The 14,862-nt window shown below is 74.0% G+C and carries 10 protein-coding genes and 1 pseudogene; 10 read left to right on the top strand and 1 reads right to left on the bottom strand.

Annotated features, from left to right (window positions below):
* Positions 1-117 precede the first annotated feature (117 nt).
* On the bottom strand, positions 118-774 hold the full coding sequence (locus tag ABTY04_RS31385; RefSeq protein ID WP_352216817.1) for a TetR/AcrR family transcriptional regulator: 657 nt from the start codon (positions 772-774) through the stop codon (positions 118-120).
* 163 nt (positions 775-937) lie between these two features.
* Here ABTY04_RS31385 and ABTY04_RS31380 point away from each other — a divergent pair, with 163 nt between their 5' ends.
* The 10 genes and pseudogenes from ABTY04_RS31380 to ABTY04_RS31335 form a co-directional block, all read left to right on the top strand.
* Positions 938-1,507 carry an SRPBCC family protein gene (locus tag ABTY04_RS31380; RefSeq protein ID WP_352216816.1) on the top strand — a complete coding sequence of 190 codons (570 nt, stop codon included), beginning with the start codon at positions 938-940 and terminating at the stop codon, positions 1,505-1,507.
* Positions 1,508-1,561: 54 nt separating this feature from the next.
* Positions 1,562-3,151, top strand: coding sequence for a class I adenylate-forming enzyme family protein (locus ABTY04_RS31375; RefSeq protein WP_352216815.1), 1,590 nt, complete (start codon positions 1,562-1,564; stop codon positions 3,149-3,151).
* Complete coding sequence (locus tag ABTY04_RS31370) at positions 3,151-4,356, top strand: FAD-dependent oxidoreductase (RefSeq protein WP_352216814.1); 1,206 nt, start codon at positions 3,151-3,153, stop codon at positions 4,354-4,356. The genes ABTY04_RS31375 and ABTY04_RS31370 overlap by 1 nt, the downstream gene beginning before the upstream one ends.
* A complete protein-coding gene (locus ABTY04_RS31365) occupies positions 4,353-6,350 on the top strand; it encodes an FAD/NAD(P)-binding protein (RefSeq protein ID WP_352216813.1) in 1,998 nt (665 codons plus the stop codon). The genes ABTY04_RS31370 and ABTY04_RS31365 overlap by 4 nt, the downstream gene beginning before the upstream one ends.
* Positions 6,347-7,786 (top strand): nitrosuccinate lyase, encoded by a 1,440-nt coding sequence (locus ABTY04_RS31360; protein WP_352216812.1) that lies wholly within the window; start codon positions 6,347-6,349, stop codon positions 7,784-7,786. Before ABTY04_RS31365 ends, ABTY04_RS31360 begins: the two co-directional genes overlap by 4 nt.
* 52 nt (positions 7,787-7,838) lie before the next feature.
* A complete protein-coding gene (locus ABTY04_RS31355) occupies positions 7,839-9,251 on the top strand; it encodes an MFS transporter (protein WP_352216811.1) in 1,413 nt (470 codons plus the stop codon).
* A complete protein-coding gene (locus ABTY04_RS31350; protein WP_352216810.1) occupies positions 9,244-11,418 on the top strand; it encodes a molybdopterin oxidoreductase family protein in 2,175 nt (724 codons plus the stop codon). Before ABTY04_RS31355 ends, ABTY04_RS31350 begins: the two co-directional genes overlap by 8 nt.
* Positions 11,415-12,827: an FAD-dependent oxidoreductase gene (locus tag ABTY04_RS31345; RefSeq protein ID WP_352216809.1), complete on the top strand. Its 1,413-nt coding sequence runs from the start codon at positions 11,415-11,417 to the stop codon at positions 12,825-12,827. The genes ABTY04_RS31350 and ABTY04_RS31345 overlap by 4 nt, the downstream gene beginning before the upstream one ends.
* Positions 12,824-14,044, top strand: coding sequence for an FAD-dependent oxidoreductase (locus ABTY04_RS31340; protein ID WP_352216808.1), 1,221 nt, complete (start codon positions 12,824-12,826; stop codon positions 14,042-14,044). The genes ABTY04_RS31345 and ABTY04_RS31340 overlap by 4 nt, the downstream gene beginning before the upstream one ends.
* Before the next feature lie 456 nt (positions 14,045-14,500).
* Positions 14,501-14,862, top strand: a pseudogene (locus ABTY04_RS31335) (IS200/IS605 family accessory protein TnpB-related protein); the annotation flags it as partial.

Genomic DNA, 14,862 nt, shown 5'->3' with positions numbered 1-14,862 from the left:
ACACGGGCCGTACGCGCCACACGGGCCGTACGCGCCACACGGGCCGTACCGGCCGCCGCCGCCGGACCGGCGCCGGGATTCCGGCGCGCGGCGCGGTGCCGGTAGGACCGGCGCGGGCTACGGGTTCACGGCGTACTGGCGGAGGAACATGTCCACGCCGCCCTGGACGAGCCGTTCCGCCAGGTCCTCGTCCAGGGCCGTGCCGTACGCGCCGTAGACCAGGTGGGGGGACAGGACCAGGCCCGAGAGCTGGAGGACGGCCAGCTCCATGTCCGGGATGCGCAGCAGGCCGCGCTCGTCGAGCCGGCCCAGGGCCGCGGCCAGGGCCGCGTGCTGGCGGCCGGGGCCCTCCTCCTGCCAGGTGGCCCCGAGTTCCGGGAAGCGGTGGCGCTCGCCCGCGATCACGTTGCGCAGGGCCAGCACCTCCGGGGTGGTCAGGCCCGCGACCCAGGTGCGGCAGGCCTCCAGCAGGTCGGTGCGCACGTCGTCCGACTCGGCGAGCTTGGCCTGGATCACCGACTGGGCCACCTCCAGCGCCTCGTCGAGCGTCTGCCCGATCACGGCGTTGAACAGGTTCTCCTTGCTCCCGAAGTGGTTGTAGACGGTGACCTTGGAGACGCCCGCCTCGGCGGCGAGCTGGTCCACTCCGGCCCCGAAGCCCTCGCGCAGGAACACCGTGCGCGCGGCTTCCAGGATGGCCTCGCGCTTGCGCGCTGCGCGCGCCCCGGTGGGAACGGCCTGCCGGGCTTCGTTGGCGCTGGTCCGTGCGGTCATGTCGATCCCTACTCCTCGGGGTTGCAGGCCCAGTCTAGGACCCAACTGAACTGTACCGTTGCGTTCAATTGAACTGAACTGTATGGTTCATCTAGCTGGAGACGCCAAACGGGGCGCCGAGCAGCGCAGTTGAAGACATTCCAGGCAACAGGAGGTCCCTTCCATGAGCGCCACCCAGACCCCCCTCTTCCGGTCGCGAGCCCAGGTGCAGGTCTCCGCCACCCCGGCCGAGGTGTACGCCGTCGTCAGCGACCTGGCCCGCAGCGGCGAGTGGAGCCCCGAGTGCCTCGGCGGGGAGTGGACCACCGGGGCCCCCGGCGCGGTCGGCTCGGTGTTCCGCGGCGAGAACGAGCGCAGCGAGGACGTCGTCTCCTGGGCGCCGGTGGTGCGCGGCAAGTGGACGACGTACGCCGAGGTCGTCGCCGCCGAGCCCGGCCGGACCTTCCAGTGGGCCATGCACAACAGCTCCGGCGAGAAGCAGGACAGCGTCTGGGGCTTCTCCATCGAGGCGGACGGCGAAGGCAGCCTCCTGGTCCACCACTTCCGGATGGGCGCCGCCACCGAGGGGATCACCGGCATCACCGCCGGAATGGACGAGGACCGCAAGCAGCAGTTCTTCGCCGAGTGGGGCGAGAAGGTGGCCGGCGACCTCGCCACGACCCTGGAGCGCATCAAGGTCGTCATCGCGGGGGACCGCGCGCAGCAGGACCTCGCCGGGACGAACGCCGCCTGAGCTCCCGGCCGGGCAACTCACCGCAATTGCAACTTACTCGGAAAGGGCTGGGCGATGATTCTGCAGCGCATCGGGAACAAGGGCATCCGACTGGGGACGCTCTTCGAGCGGGCCGCGAGAAAGCACCCGACGAACGTCGTGATCCTCGATCACGACCTGGACATAGCCCCGGGCCTGGGGCGCCGGGCGACCGTGGCCGAGGTCGCCGACCTGATCGACGACTTCGCGTCCCGGCTCTGGGCCGCCAAGGTCCGCCCCGGCCGCCGGGTCGTCGTCTACAAGTCCGACGGCTTCGACATCACCCTGCTGGCCTGCGCGGTGGCCCGCATCGGCGCCGTCCCGGTGCTGCTGTCGCCGAAGCTCGACGGCGAGACCGTCGCCGAACTCGTACGGCGCACCGACCAGCCCTACCTGCTCACCGACCAGGACAAGCTGGAGACCGAACTGCCCGCCTCCGTCTTCGAGGAGGCCGAGCAGGTCCTGCTCACCTCGGGCAGCTACCAGGAGGCCACCGGACTCGCCTCGCTCGCCGGGTCCCCCCGGGTCCGCGCCGTCACCATGCCGCCCGAGCACCCGACCCTGATCACGCACACCTCCGGTACCACCGGCACCCCGAAGCTCGCCGTCCACACCGGCGCCACCCTCCAGGCGCGCTACCGTCCGCAGGCCGCGATCACCAAGCCGCTCATACCGGGCCGCGAGACCATCGCCATGCACGTCTCCTTCGTCCACTCGCGGCTCATCACCGCCCTCGCCATCTCCCTCTTCCGCGGTTTCCCGATCGTCGTCCTCGCCGACTCCGACCCCCGCCAGGCCGCCGACCTCTTCGCCCGGCTGCGCCCCGGCATCCTCGAAGCCCACCCCAACTCCTTCATGGAGTGGGAGGAACTGGCCGACGACCCCCGCGGCCCGCTGTCGAACGTGAAGCTCTTCAGCAGCACCTTCGACGCCATCCACCCGCGCACCGTTCAGCGGCTGCTCAGGGCGACCAAGCGCAAGGCCCCGGTCTTCGGCCAGCTGTACGGGCAGAGCGAGATCGGCCCGGCCGTCGCCCGCTCCTTCTCCAGGCGCCGCGGGCTCGACGCCGACGGCCGCTGCGTGGGCATGCCCTTCCCCGGCATGACCGACGTCCGGGTCGTCAGCCGCAACGGGCTGCCGCCCTCCGAGACCAACCCGGGATTCATCGAGGTCAAGAGCGACGGCCGGATCGTCACCTACCTCGGCGAGCAGGAACGTTATAACAAGCAGGTCAACGACGGCTGGTGGCGCATGGGCGACGTCGGCTACCGCACCAAGTGGGGCTGTGTGCACCTGCTCGACCGCGAGGTGGACCTGATCGAGGGCTTCGGCTCCACCCTCGCCGCCGAGGACACCCTCTTCACCCGGCTCGACGAGCTCGCCGAGGTCATCATCATCCCCGACGAGAGCGGCCGCGCCGTCCCCGTCGTCTGCACCAAGGACGACAAGCCCCTCGACTCGAAGGCCTGGCAGGCCGCCGTCGCCGGACTGCCGCCGATGGCGGAGCCCGTCCAGTGGCGCCAGTCCGACCTCCCGCAGACCGCCACCACCAAGATCAAGCGTCTGGAACTCGCACGGCTGCTCACCGCCGGCGCCACCGCCGACCGCACCGAGGAGAAGGTCTGATGTCGAAGCTGATCATCGTCGGCGGCGGAATCGGCGGCCTGGCCGCCGCCCTCGCCACCGCCCGCCGGGGCCACCGCGTCCTCGTCCTGGAACGCGCCCCCGAGTTCGCCGAGATCGGCGCCGGCATCCAGCTCGCCCCCAACGGCCTGCACGCCCTCGACCGCCTCGGCCTCGGCGACGCCGTCCGCGCCACCGCCGTACAGATGGACGAGCTCCGGTTCATGGACGGGGTCACCGGCCGGCACGTGGTCAGCATGGACCTGACCGAGCGCTACCGCGAACGGTTCGGCAACCCGTACGCCGTCGTCCACCGCGCCGAGCTGCACACCAGGCTGCTGGAGGCCTGCCAGGCCTCCGATGCGATCGAACTGCGCAGCGCCGCCGTCGCCGTCGGGTACGAGCAGGACGCCACCGGCGCCACGGTCCTCCTGGAGGACGGCGAGCGGATCACCGGCGACGCCCTCATCGGCGCCGACGGCATCCACTCCGCGATCCGCGCCCAGCTCGTCGGCGACGGCGCGCCCCGCAACTCCGGGATCACCGTCTACCGGGCGATCATCCCGATGGAGCAGGTCCCCGAGGAGCTGCGCCACCTCACCTCGGTGACCTGGTGGACCGGGCCGCACTGCCACTTCGTGCACTACCCGATCGCCGGCGGCAAGTACCTCAACCTCGCGGCCAGCAGCGACAACCACGCCACCGACACCCTCGCCGGCGTCCCCGCCGCCCAGGGCGACATCCGCCGCGAGTTCGCCTCCCTCGGCGAGGACGCACAGCGCCTGCTGGCCCTCGGCGAAGGCTGGAAGTCCTGGGTCCTGGTCGACCGGGACCCGGTCGACACCTGGACCGACGGCCGGGTCGCCCTCCTCGGCGACGCCGCCCACCCGATGCTCCACTACGTGGCGCAGGGCGCCTGCCAGGGCCTTGAGGACGCCGTGGTCCTGGGCGACCTGCTCGACTGCGGTTCCGATGAACTCCCGCAGCGCTTCGAGAAGTTCAATGCCGAGCGGCGCGAGCGCACCGCGAAGATCCAGCTCCTCGCCAGGGAGAGCATCAAGCTCTGGCACACCGCCGGGGAGGCAGTCCCCGCCCGCAACGAGTACCTCTCGGCCCTCACCCCCGACCAGCTCCACGACTACGTGGCCTGGATGCACGGCGCCCGCACCCTCGACGAGAACACCACCCCGGACGGAGAGCAGCGATGAACGCGGACCAGGCGAAGAAGGCCGGACGGATCCAGATCGCCATCATCGGCGCAGGCCCCCGCGGCCTGTCGGTCCTGGAACGGCTGTGCGCCAACGAGCGACGCAACCCCACCCACTCCGCGGTCACCGTCCACGTGGTCGACCCCTCGGCGCCCGGCGCCGGCCAGGTCTGGCGCTCCGACCAGTCCCAGCACCTGCTGATGAACACGGTCGCCTCCCAGATCACCATCTACACCGACGACAGCGTCCGCACCGAGGGCCCCATCGAGCCGGGCCCGAGCCTGTACGAATGGGCCAAGGACATCGCCTGCGACTCCGCGGACGAGGCGACCCTCGCCGAGGCCCGCCGGCTGGGCCCGAACACGTACCCGACCCGCGCCTTCTACGGCAGCTACCTGCGCGCCACCTTCGAACGCGTCGTGCGCAACGCCCCCGCCCACGTCGGCATCGAGGTGCACCGCTCCCGGGCCGTGGCCATGGCCGACACGCACGGCACCCCCGGCGGACAGCAGGGCGTCCGCCTGGAGAACGGCACCCGGCTCAACAAGCTCGACGCGATCGTGATGGCGCAGGGGCACGTACCGGCCCGGCTGACCCCCCGCGAGGCGAAGACCGCGAGCCTCGCCCGGATCCACCACCTCACGTACGTCACGCCCGCCAACCCGGCGGACCTGAACCTGAACGTCGTGGGGCCCGGCGAGAACGTCCTGCTGCGCGGCCTCGGCCTGAACTTCTTCGACCACATGGCGCTCTTCACCGCCGGCCGCGGCGGCACCTTCGTCCGCGCCGAGGACGGCCGCCTGGTCTACCGGGCCTCCGGCAAGGAGCCCGTCCTGTACGCGAGTTCCCGGCGCGGCATCCCGTACCACGCCCGCGGCGAGAACGAGAAGGGCGCGTACGGCCGCTACCTGCCCCGCCTGCTCACCCCGCAGAAGATCGCCGATATGCGCCGCCGCTCCGAGGACGGCGAGGGCATCAGCTTCTCCGAGGACCTGTGGCCGCTCATCTCCCGCGAGACGGAGAGCGTGTACTACGGCACCCTGCTGGAGGCCCGTGGCCGCGGCGCCGAGCGCGAGGGCTTCACCAAGCGGTTCCTGTCGCTGGAGTCGGCCGAGGACCGCGGCTCGCTGCTGGACGTCTACGGCATCGAGGACGAGCACCGCTGGGACTGGGAGAAGCTCTCCCGCCCGTACGGCGACCGCGAGTTCACCAGCCGCGAGGAGTTCCGGGACTGGCTGGTCGGGTACCTGGCCAAGGACGTCGCGGAGGCCAGGGCCGGCAACCTCAGCGGCCCGCTCAAGGCGGCCCTGGACGTGATGCGCGACCTGCGCAACGAGATCCGCCTCGCCGTCGACCACGGCGGTCTGGACGGCGACTCGCACCGCGACGACCTCGAAGGCTGGTACACCCCGCTCAACGCCTTCCTCTCCATCGGCCCGCCGGCCTCCCGCATCGAGGAGATGATCGCCCTGATCGACGCCGGGGTGCTCGTCCTGACCGGTCCGGGAACCGAGATCCGCGTCGACACCGCCGCCGGCGACGACGCGACCTTCATCGCGCAGTCCCGCACCGTGCCCGGCCCGGCGGTCCGCGCCACCGTCCTGATCGAGGCCCGGCTGCCCGAGCCCGACCTGCGGCGCACCGACGACCCGCTGCTGCGCCACCTGCTCGACACCGAGCAGTGCACCACGTACCGGATCGCCGGCTCCGACGGCAGCAGCTACGAGTCGGGCGGCCTCGCCGTCACCGAGCGCCCGTACCGGCTGCTCGACGCCCGCGGCCGGGCCCACCCGCGCCGGTTCGCGTACGGGGTGCCCACCGAGTCCGTGCACTGGGTCACCGCGGCCGGCATCCGGCCGGGCGTCGACTCGGTCACCCTCGGGGACTCCGACGCCATCGCCCGCTCCGTGCTGGCCCTGCCGGCCACGAGCATGGTCCCGACCGGTGTCGCGCCGCTGCCGGCCGAGACCGACCTCACCGGGGTCCTCGTATGAGCCGGGCGGACCGGGACGAGCTCACCGACGCGGGGCTGCTGTCGCCGGTACGGGCCGGCACCCCCGCCGAGGCGGCCGTCGGCGACCTGGCCTGGCTCCAGGCCATGCTCGACGCCGAGGCCGCACTGGCCCGGGCCCAGGCCGGACTCGGCACCCTCCCCGTGGCGGCCGCCGAAGCCATCACCCGGGCGGCCCGGGCCGAGCACCTCGACCTGCGGGCCCTGGCCCTGGCCGCCCGGGAGACCGCGAACCCGGTGGTCGGGCTGGTGCAGGCGCTGACCCGGGTGGTCGCGGAGCAGGACACACAGGGCACCGGGGCAGCCGAGTACGTGCACCGCGGCTCCACCAGCCAGGACATCTTCGACACCGGCGCCATGCTGGTGGCCGCCCGGACCCTGAAGCTGATCCGGGCCGACCTGGCCCGCACCGCCGACGCCCTGGCCCGGCTGGCCGGCGAGCACCGGGACACGGCGATGGCGGGACGCACGCTGGCCCTCCAGGCCGTACCCACCACCTTCGGGCTGAAGGCGGCCGGCTGGCGCCAACTGGTCCTGGACGCCGACCGGCGCCTGGCCCGGGTGCAGGACGGCGGGCTGCCGGTGTCCCTCGGCGGTGCGGCGGGCACGCTGGCCGGCTACCTCGAATACGCCCGGATCGACGGCGCCGACCGCCCCCTGGAGCCGGGCGCGTACCTGGACGACCTGGCCGGGGCGTTCGCCGCCGAGACCGGACTCGCCCGCCCCGCACTGCCCTGGCACGTGCTGCGCACTCCGATCGCCGATCTCGCCGCCGCGCTCGCCTTCACCGCCGGGGCCCTCGGGAAGATCGCGGTCGACGTGCAGAACCTGGCCCGGACCGAGGTCGCCGAGGTCGCCGAACCCGCCGTGTCCGGCCGTGGCAGCTCCTCGGCCATGCCCCACAAGCGCAACCCGGTCCTGAGCACGCTGCTGCGCAGCGCCGCCCTCCAGGTCCCGGTCCTCGCCACCGGGCTCGTGCAGTGCCTGATCTCGGAGGACGAGCGTTCGGCCGGGGCCTGGCACGCCGAATGGCAGCTGCTGCGCGAGTCCCTGCGGCTGGTCGGCGGCGCCGCCCACACCGCGGTCGAGCTCGCCGAGGGGCTGACCGCCCGGCCGGAACGGATGCGGGCCAACCTGCTGCTGACCGGCAGCCAGGTGGTCTCCGAGCGGATCGCGGCCGTGCTCGCACCGGAGTTGGGCAAGGCCGCGGCGAAGCAGCTGCTGACCCGGGTCTCGGCCGCGGCCGAGGAGAGCGGGCGGCCCCTGTACGAACTGCTCGCCGAGGAGCCGGTGCTGGGCGGGCGCCGGAGCAAGGACGAGCTGGAGCGGCTGTGCGATCCCGGTACGTACACGGGCGGTGCGGGTCCGCTGGTGGACGCCGCGCTGGCCGGGCCGGCCGAACCGTTGCGCCTCAACTGAACTGAACTGTATAGTTCACGGAGTTGGCCGCCGAACAGAAAGCCGAGGAGCCATGACGCCGCCGCCCGCACGGCCCGCCACCCGACGCTGGATCGAGGACTGGGACCCCGAGAACGAGGAGTTCTGGCAGCGCTCCGGCAAACTGACCGCCCGCCGCAACCTGATCCTCTCCGTCCTCTCCGAGCACATCGGCTTCTCGGTGTGGAGCATGTGGTCGGTCCTGGTGCTCTTCATGTCACCCGCGATCGGCCTGGGCTTCCCCCCCGCCCAGAAGTTCCTGCTCGTCGTGGTCCCCACCCTGGTCGGCGCCGCCCTCCGGCTCCCCTACAGCTACGCCGTGACCCGCTTCGGCGGCCGCAACTGGACCGTGTTCGCCTCGTCCGTCCTGCTCGTCCCCACCCTCGCCGCCCTGTACTTCGTACAGAGACCCGGGACCCCGCTGTGGGTGTTCCTGCTGATCGGCGCCATCGGCGGGGTAGGCGGCGGCAACTTCGCCTCCTCGATGACCAACATCACCGCCCTCTTCCCGCAGCGCCTCCAGGGCTGGGCCCTCGGCATCAACGCGGGCGGCGGGAACCTCGGGGTCGCCGCGGTCCAGCTGATCGGCCTGCTGGTCATCGCCACCGCCGGCAGCACCCACCCCGCGTACGTCATCGCCCTCTACCTGCCGCTGATCGTGCTGGCCTCGCTCCTCGCCGCCCTGTACATGGACAACTTCGCCGTGGTGCGCAGCGCGCCCGGCGCCCAGCGCGAGGCCGCCCGCAACCCGCACACCTGGTTCATCTCCCTTCTCTACGTCGGCACCTTCGGCTCCTTCATCGGCTACGGCTTCGCCTTCGGCCTCGTGCTCCAGAGCCAGTTCGGCGCCACCCCGCTCCAGTCCGCCTCGTACACCTTCCTCGGACCGCTGCTCGGCTCCCTGTTCCGGCCGGTGGGCGGACTGCTCTCCGACCGGTGGGGCGGGGCCCGGGTCACGCTGGCCGCGTTCTGCGCGATGGCCGCCGGGACCGGCGTGCTCCTCCTGGCCTCTGCGAACGGCTCCTTCGGGCTCTTCGTCGCCGGCTTCACCGCCCTGTTCGTCCTGACCGGCATCGGGAACGGCTCCACGTACAAGATGATCCCGGCGGTCTTCGCCCGGCAGGCCCAGGACGACGTCACCTCCGGCCACGACGCGGCTGCGGCCTTCGCCAGGGCCCGCCGGCTCTCCGGCGCGGTCATCGGCATCGCCGGCGCGGTCGGCGCCCTCGGCGGAGTCGGCGTCAACCTGCTCTTCCGCAGCGCCTACAGCGGCCCCGAGCAGTCCGGCGAGCCCGCCTTCGTCGCCTTCCTCGGCTTCTACCTGGTGTGCGTCCTGGTCACCTGGGCGGTGTACCTGCGGCGCCGCCCGGGCCCGGGGGCGGCCGACGGAACGGCCGGCGGAACGACGGCCGCCGCGACGGTCCGCGCGGAGGCCTCCCGTGTCTGACCCCCGCGAGGTCACCGAGACCGCCCATGCCACCGGGACCACCCCGGCCACCGAGCTCACCGGCGCCACCGCAGCCGGTGAGGTCACCACCCACTGCCCGTACTGCGCCCTCCAGTGCGGCACCCGGCTCACCCACCAGGGCGGGCGCACCGCCGTCGCCCCGACCACGTTCCCGGTGAACCAGGGCGGCCTGTGCCAGAAGGGCTGGACGGCGCCCGCACTGCTCGACACCCCGGGGCGGATCACCCGGCCCCTGGTGCGCGGCGCAGACGGCCGGCTCGCCCCCGCCACCTGGGAGACCGCGCTCGACACGATCGCCGCCCGGCTGCGGGAGATCCGCGCCGCGCACGGCCCCGACGCGGTGGGCGTGTTCGGCGGCGGCGGGCTCACCAACGAAAAGGCCTACCAGCTCGGCAAGTTCGCCCGCGTCGCGCTCGGCACCAGCCAGATCGACTACAACGGCCGGTTCTGCATGTCCTCGGCGGCGGCCGCCGGCTCCGCGGCCTTCGGACTCGACCGGGGCCTGCCGTTCCCCGTCACCGACCTCGGCGACGCCGACGTGATCCTGCTCGCCGGAGCCAACCCGGCCGAGACCATGCCGCCGCTGATGCGCCACCTGAACCGGGCCCGGCTCATCGTCATCGACCCGCGCCGCACCCCCACCGCCGAGGGCGCCGCCCTGCACCTCCAGCCGGCGCCCGGCACCGATCTCGCCCTGGCCCTGGGGCTGTTCCACCTCGCGGTCGTCGAGGGCCACGCGGACCAGGGCTACCTGAACAAGCGGACCACCGGCTTCGACGCCGCCTGGGCGCGGGCCGCCTCCTGGTGGCCCGAGCGGGTGGAGCGGGTCACCGGGGTCCCCGTCGCCGACATGCGCGACGCGGTGCGGCTGCTGGCCGGCGCGGAGCGGGCGTACGTGCTGACCGGGCGCGGCGCCGAGCAGCACAGCAAGGGCACCGACACGGTCGCCGCGTTCATCAACCTCGCCCTCACCCTCGGCCTGCCCGGCCGCGAAGGCGGCGGCTACGGCTGCCTGACCGGCCAGGGCAACGGCCAAGGCGGCCGCGAACACGGCCAGAAGGCCGACCAGCTGCCCGGCTACCGCATGCTGACCGACCCGGCCGCGCGCGCCCATGTCGCCGCGGTGTGGGGGGTGGAGCCCGATGCGCTGCCCGGCCCCGGCCGCAGCGCGTACGAACTCCTCGACGCGCTCGGCACGGACGGCGGGCCGCGGGCCCTGCTGGTGTTCGGCTCGAACCCGGTGGTCTCGGCGCCGCACGCGGCCCGGATCGGGGAGCGGCTGAAGTCCCTGGACCTGCTCGTGGTGGCCGACTTCGTGCCGTCCGAGACCGCGCAGATGGCGGACGTCGTCCTCCCCGTGACCCAGTGGGCCGAGGAGGAGGGCACGATGACCAGCCTCGAAGGCCGGATCCTGCGCCGTCGGCGGCTGCTGTCCGCGCCCGGCGAGGCACGCGGCGACCTGGAGGTGCTGCACGGCCTCGCGGTCCGCCTCGGCCAGCCCGCGGGCCGCTTCCCGACCGCACCGCGGGAGGTCTTCGAGGAGCTGCGGCGGGCCTCGCAGGGCGGGCGCGCCGACTACTCCGGCATCAGCTACGAACGGCTCGACGCGGGCGAGGCCCTGCACTGGCCGTGCCCCGAGACCCCCGACGGCGAGGCGGCGCACCCCGGCACCCCGCGATTGTTCCTCGACGCCTTCGCGCACCCGGACGGGCTGGCCCGCTTCGCCGAGGTCGAGCACCGCGACGGCGCCGAGACGCCCGGTGCCGCGTTCCCGCTGTACGCCACGACCGGGCGGGTGCTCGCCCAGTACCAGTCGGGCGCCCAGACCCGCCGGGTCCCGGAGCTGGCCGCGGCCGCGCCCGAGGCGTTCGTGGAGGTGCACCCCGACACGGCCGCGCGGTACGGGCTGGCCGACGGCGGGGCGGCGCGGGTCACTTCGGCACGCGGCAGCACGCTCGCACGGGTCCGGCTGGTCCCCTCGCTGCGGACGGACACGGTGTTCCTGCCGTTCCACTTCGCCGGGGCGGGCCGGGCCAACCTGATCACCGGCACGGCGCTCGACCCGCGCAGCAAGATGCCCGAGTTCAAGGTCTGCGCGGTGCGGATCGAGCCGGTGGCCGGGCCCGCGGAAGAGGTGGCGCCGTGAGCGCGGGCGAGGTTCTCGTGGTCGGCGCCGGCCCGGCCGGGCAGCGGTTCGTGGAACGGCTGCACCACCACGGACACCGGGGCGGCGTGACCGTCCTCGGCGCCGAGCCGCGGGCGCCGTACCACCGGCCGCTGCTGTCCTCCGTCCTGGACGGGACACTGCCGGCCCCCGCCCTCGCCCTCCCCGCACTGCCCGAGGGCACCCGCCTGCACACCGGGGTCACGGTGACCCGGATCGACCGCGCGCGCCGCCTCGTCCACTCCACCGACGGCACGGCCGGCTCCGTGCACCGCTACGACACGCTGGTCCTGGCCACCGGGTCCCGCCCGGCCGTCCCCCGGATCCCGGGGCTCCCGGAACTCCCGCAGCCCGGGGGTGCGGAGGGCGCGGTGGCGCTGCGGACCCTCGCCGACGCCGAGCGGTGCGCGGCGGAGCCCCCGGGGTCCGCCGTCGTCCTGGGCGGCGGGCTGCTCGGGGTCGAGGCGGCCGCCTCGCTGCGCCGGGCCGGGCACGAGGTGGCCCTCGTCCACCGCGGACCGCATCCGCTGGACCGGCACCTGGACGCCGCCGCGGGCGCGCTGCTCACCCGGAGCCTGGAAAGCCTCGGCGTCGAGGTCCACGCGGGCCGCACGGCGGTCGCGCACTGCACCGGCAAACTCACCCTCGACGACGGCCTGGTCCTCGCGGCCGACACGCTGCTGCTGTGCACCGGCGCCGTCCCCGAGACCGGGCTCGCCCGGCGGGCCGGGCTCACCGTCCGCTCCGGCGTGGTCGTCGACGACCTGCTGCGCACCGACGACCCGCACATCCACGCCATCGGCGACTGCGCCGAGCACCCGCAGGACGCCGCCGGGCACCTCGAACCCGCGTGGGCGCAGGCGGAGTCGCTGGCCCGGCATCTCACCGGGGCCCCCGTACGGCACACCGGGACCCGGCAGATCACCCGGCTGCGGGTGCCCGGCATCGACCTCGTCCGCCTGGGGCGGGGCGGGCCGGCCCCCGAGGGCGCGGAGGTGGTCGCCTTCGCCGACCCGGCACGCGGCCGGTACGCCCGTCTCACCCTGGACGGCCGGCGGATCACCGGGGCGGTGCTGCTGGGGCTGCCGCGGGCCATCGCCGCCGTGAGCCGGCTCTACGAGCTCGGCCTGCCGGTGCCGGCCGGCCGGCTGGAGTTCCTGCTCGGCATCGCGCCGGCCGCGCCGGGGGCCGAGGAGCTCCCCGACGACGCGGTGGTCTGCCGCTGCAACAACGTCACGAAGCACACCATCACCGAGGCCTGCCGGGCCGGCGCCGCCGACCTGCCACGGATCGCCGCGACCACCCGGGCCACGACCGGCTGCGGCGGCTGCACGGACGCCGTCCGCGCCCTGTGCGGATCCGTGGGTACCGAAGGGAGCAGCACGTCATGACCCGTACCGCTCGTACTCTCGTCGTCGCCGGGCACGGCATGGCCGGGCACCGCCTCGTGGCGGAGTTGCGTTCCCTCGATGCCGCCGGCTCCTGGCGGATCGTGGTCCTCGGGGAGGAGCCGCACCCCGCGTACGACCGGGTGGCGCTGTCCTCGTACCTCGACGGCAAGAGCGCCGCGGACCTCGCCCTGGCCGGGCCGGGCCTGCGGGACGACCCGCTGCTGCAGCTGAGGCTGAGCACCGGCGTGGCAGCCGTGGACCGGGCGGCGCGGACGGTGACCACCACAGCCGGCGATGCGGTCGCCTACGACGCTCTCGTCCTGGCCACCGGCTCGCGGCCGTTCATCCCGCCCGTGCCGGGCCACGACCTGCCCGGCTGCTTCGGCTACCGCTCGCTCGGCGACCTCGACGCGATCCGCGCCGCCGCGGTGCCGGGCCGCCCCGGCGTGGTGATCGGCGGCGGGCTGCTCGGCCTGGAGGCCGCCAACGCGCTGCGGCTGCTCGGCATGGAGCCGCACGTGGTGGAACTCGCCCCGCGGCTGATGCCGTTGCAGGTGGATGCGGCCGGCGGCGGTGTCCTCGGCCGGCGCGTGGCGGAGCGGGGGCTGCGGGTCCACTGCGGTGTGGCGACGGCGGCGCTGGAAGCCGGCCCGGACGGCGCGGTGGCCTCGGTGGCCCTGGCCGACGGCAGCACCCTCGACGCGGACGTCGTGGTGTTCTCGGCGGGAGTGCGGCCTCGGGACGAGCTCGCGGGCCCGGCGGGCCTGGCCACCGGCGAGCGCGGCGGGTTCCTGGTCGACGAGCTGTGCCGGACGGGGGACGAGCGGATCTGGGCGATCGGCGAATGCGCGGCCGTGTCGGGGCGCTGCCACGGGCTGGCCGCACCGGGGTACCGGATGGCTGCCTCCGTGGCCCGGCAGCTGCTGGGCGAGGGCGGGGAGCCGTTCGGGGAGGCGGACCTGTCCACCCGCCTCAAGCTGCTCGGCGTGGAGGTGGCGAGCTTCGGCGACGCCCATGCGGCCGCCGTGGGCGCGGTGGAGCTGAGCCGGCTGGACGAGGCGGCGGGGACGTACGCGAAGCTCGTGCTGGACGCGGACTGCCGCACCCTGCTCGGCGGCATCCTCGTCGGTGACGCCCGCGCCTACGGCGAGCTGCTGCCGTACGTCGGCCGGGGCCTGCCGGCGGCGGGGCACCGGCTGCTGGCCCCCGCGGCCTGAGCCGCACGCGCACGACACCGCCCTCCGGGTTCCGGGAACCCGAAGGGCGGCGCGGGACCGGGCCGGTGGGGCGGCGCGGCGGGAAGCTGTGGGGGTTGGAACTGCTGCCTGTTGGCTGGGTTTGGGTGTGTTCTGGCGTGTATGAGCGAGTGCCTCGTCCTGGTCTGTGGCCGTGGGTCGATGCCGGGTGGGAATGGGGGTTCCTGCGTCGAATGGGTGACCTTCGCTGGTGGTGGTCGTTGGGCGTGGGGGCGGGTTGATCGGTGTGCGAGGGGGTGAGAAGGGGTGGGCGGGCTGCGGGAGTTGTCGGCGCCGTTCGTCGCGCTCGGGCCCACCGGAGTCGCGGTGCGGACCCGGCTGAAGGACCTCTGCCGCGGGATGAGGAGGTGCTGGCCCTGGTCGGCGCGCACCTCGGCGCCCTCGCCTCGAAGGACCTCAAGACGCGGTGTGCTGACACGTGTCACGCCGGACGGCGAGGTGAGCATCAAGCTCCCCGCCCCGCTCGCCCACCTGGCCAACGCGAAACACGGCCGGTACGTCCTCGCCGCGAAGGCGCGCTTCCCGCACCGGGGCACGGAGTGGGCCGACCGGATCGAAGCGAACCGGGCCGTGGCCTACCGCATCCACCACGACGTGCAGCGCAGGCGCTGGTACCTGACCGCCTCGTGGCAGTACGCGCCGGCCAAAACAATCCCGATCGAGGCCGCTCTCGCGCACGGTGTCATCGGCGTGGACACCAACGCCGATCACCTCGCCGCCTGGCGCCTCGACCGGCACGGAAACCCGACCGGCAGTCCGCGCCGCTTCCACTTCGACCT

The organism is Streptomyces sp. NPDC097981 (assembly GCF_040302565.1).
Classification (GTDB): domain Bacteria; phylum Actinomycetota; class Actinomycetes; order Streptomycetales; family Streptomycetaceae; genus Streptomyces.
The sequence above is the reverse complement of the archived record's forward strand: the minus strand, read 5'-3'. Positions and strand labels throughout refer to the sequence as shown.

Bases quoted from the DNA above. Each gene is read 5' to 3' on its own strand.
- ABTY04_RS31385 (WP_352216817.1), bottom strand. From the start codon at position 774: ATGACCGCACGGACCAGCGCCAACGAAGCCCGGCAGGCCGTTCCCACC.
- ABTY04_RS31355 (WP_352216811.1), top strand. From the start codon at position 7,839: ATGACGCCGCCGCCCGCACGGCCCGCCACCCGACGCTGGATCGAGGAC.
- ABTY04_RS31340 (WP_352216808.1), top strand. From the start codon at position 12,824: ATGACCCGTACCGCTCGTACTCTCGTCGTCGCCGGGCACGGCATGGCC.
- ABTY04_RS31375 (WP_352216815.1), top strand. From the start codon at position 1,562: ATGATTCTGCAGCGCATCGGGAACAAGGGCATCCGACTGGGGACGCTC.
- ABTY04_RS31370 (WP_352216814.1), top strand. From the start codon at position 3,151: ATGTCGAAGCTGATCATCGTCGGCGGCGGAATCGGCGGCCTGGCCGCC.
- ABTY04_RS31380 (WP_352216816.1), top strand. From the start codon at position 938: ATGAGCGCCACCCAGACCCCCCTCTTCCGGTCGCGAGCCCAGGTGCAG.
- ABTY04_RS31360 (WP_352216812.1), top strand. From the start codon at position 6,347: ATGAGCCGGGCGGACCGGGACGAGCTCACCGACGCGGGGCTGCTGTCG.
- ABTY04_RS31365 (WP_352216813.1), top strand. From the start codon at position 4,353: ATGAACGCGGACCAGGCGAAGAAGGCCGGACGGATCCAGATCGCCATC.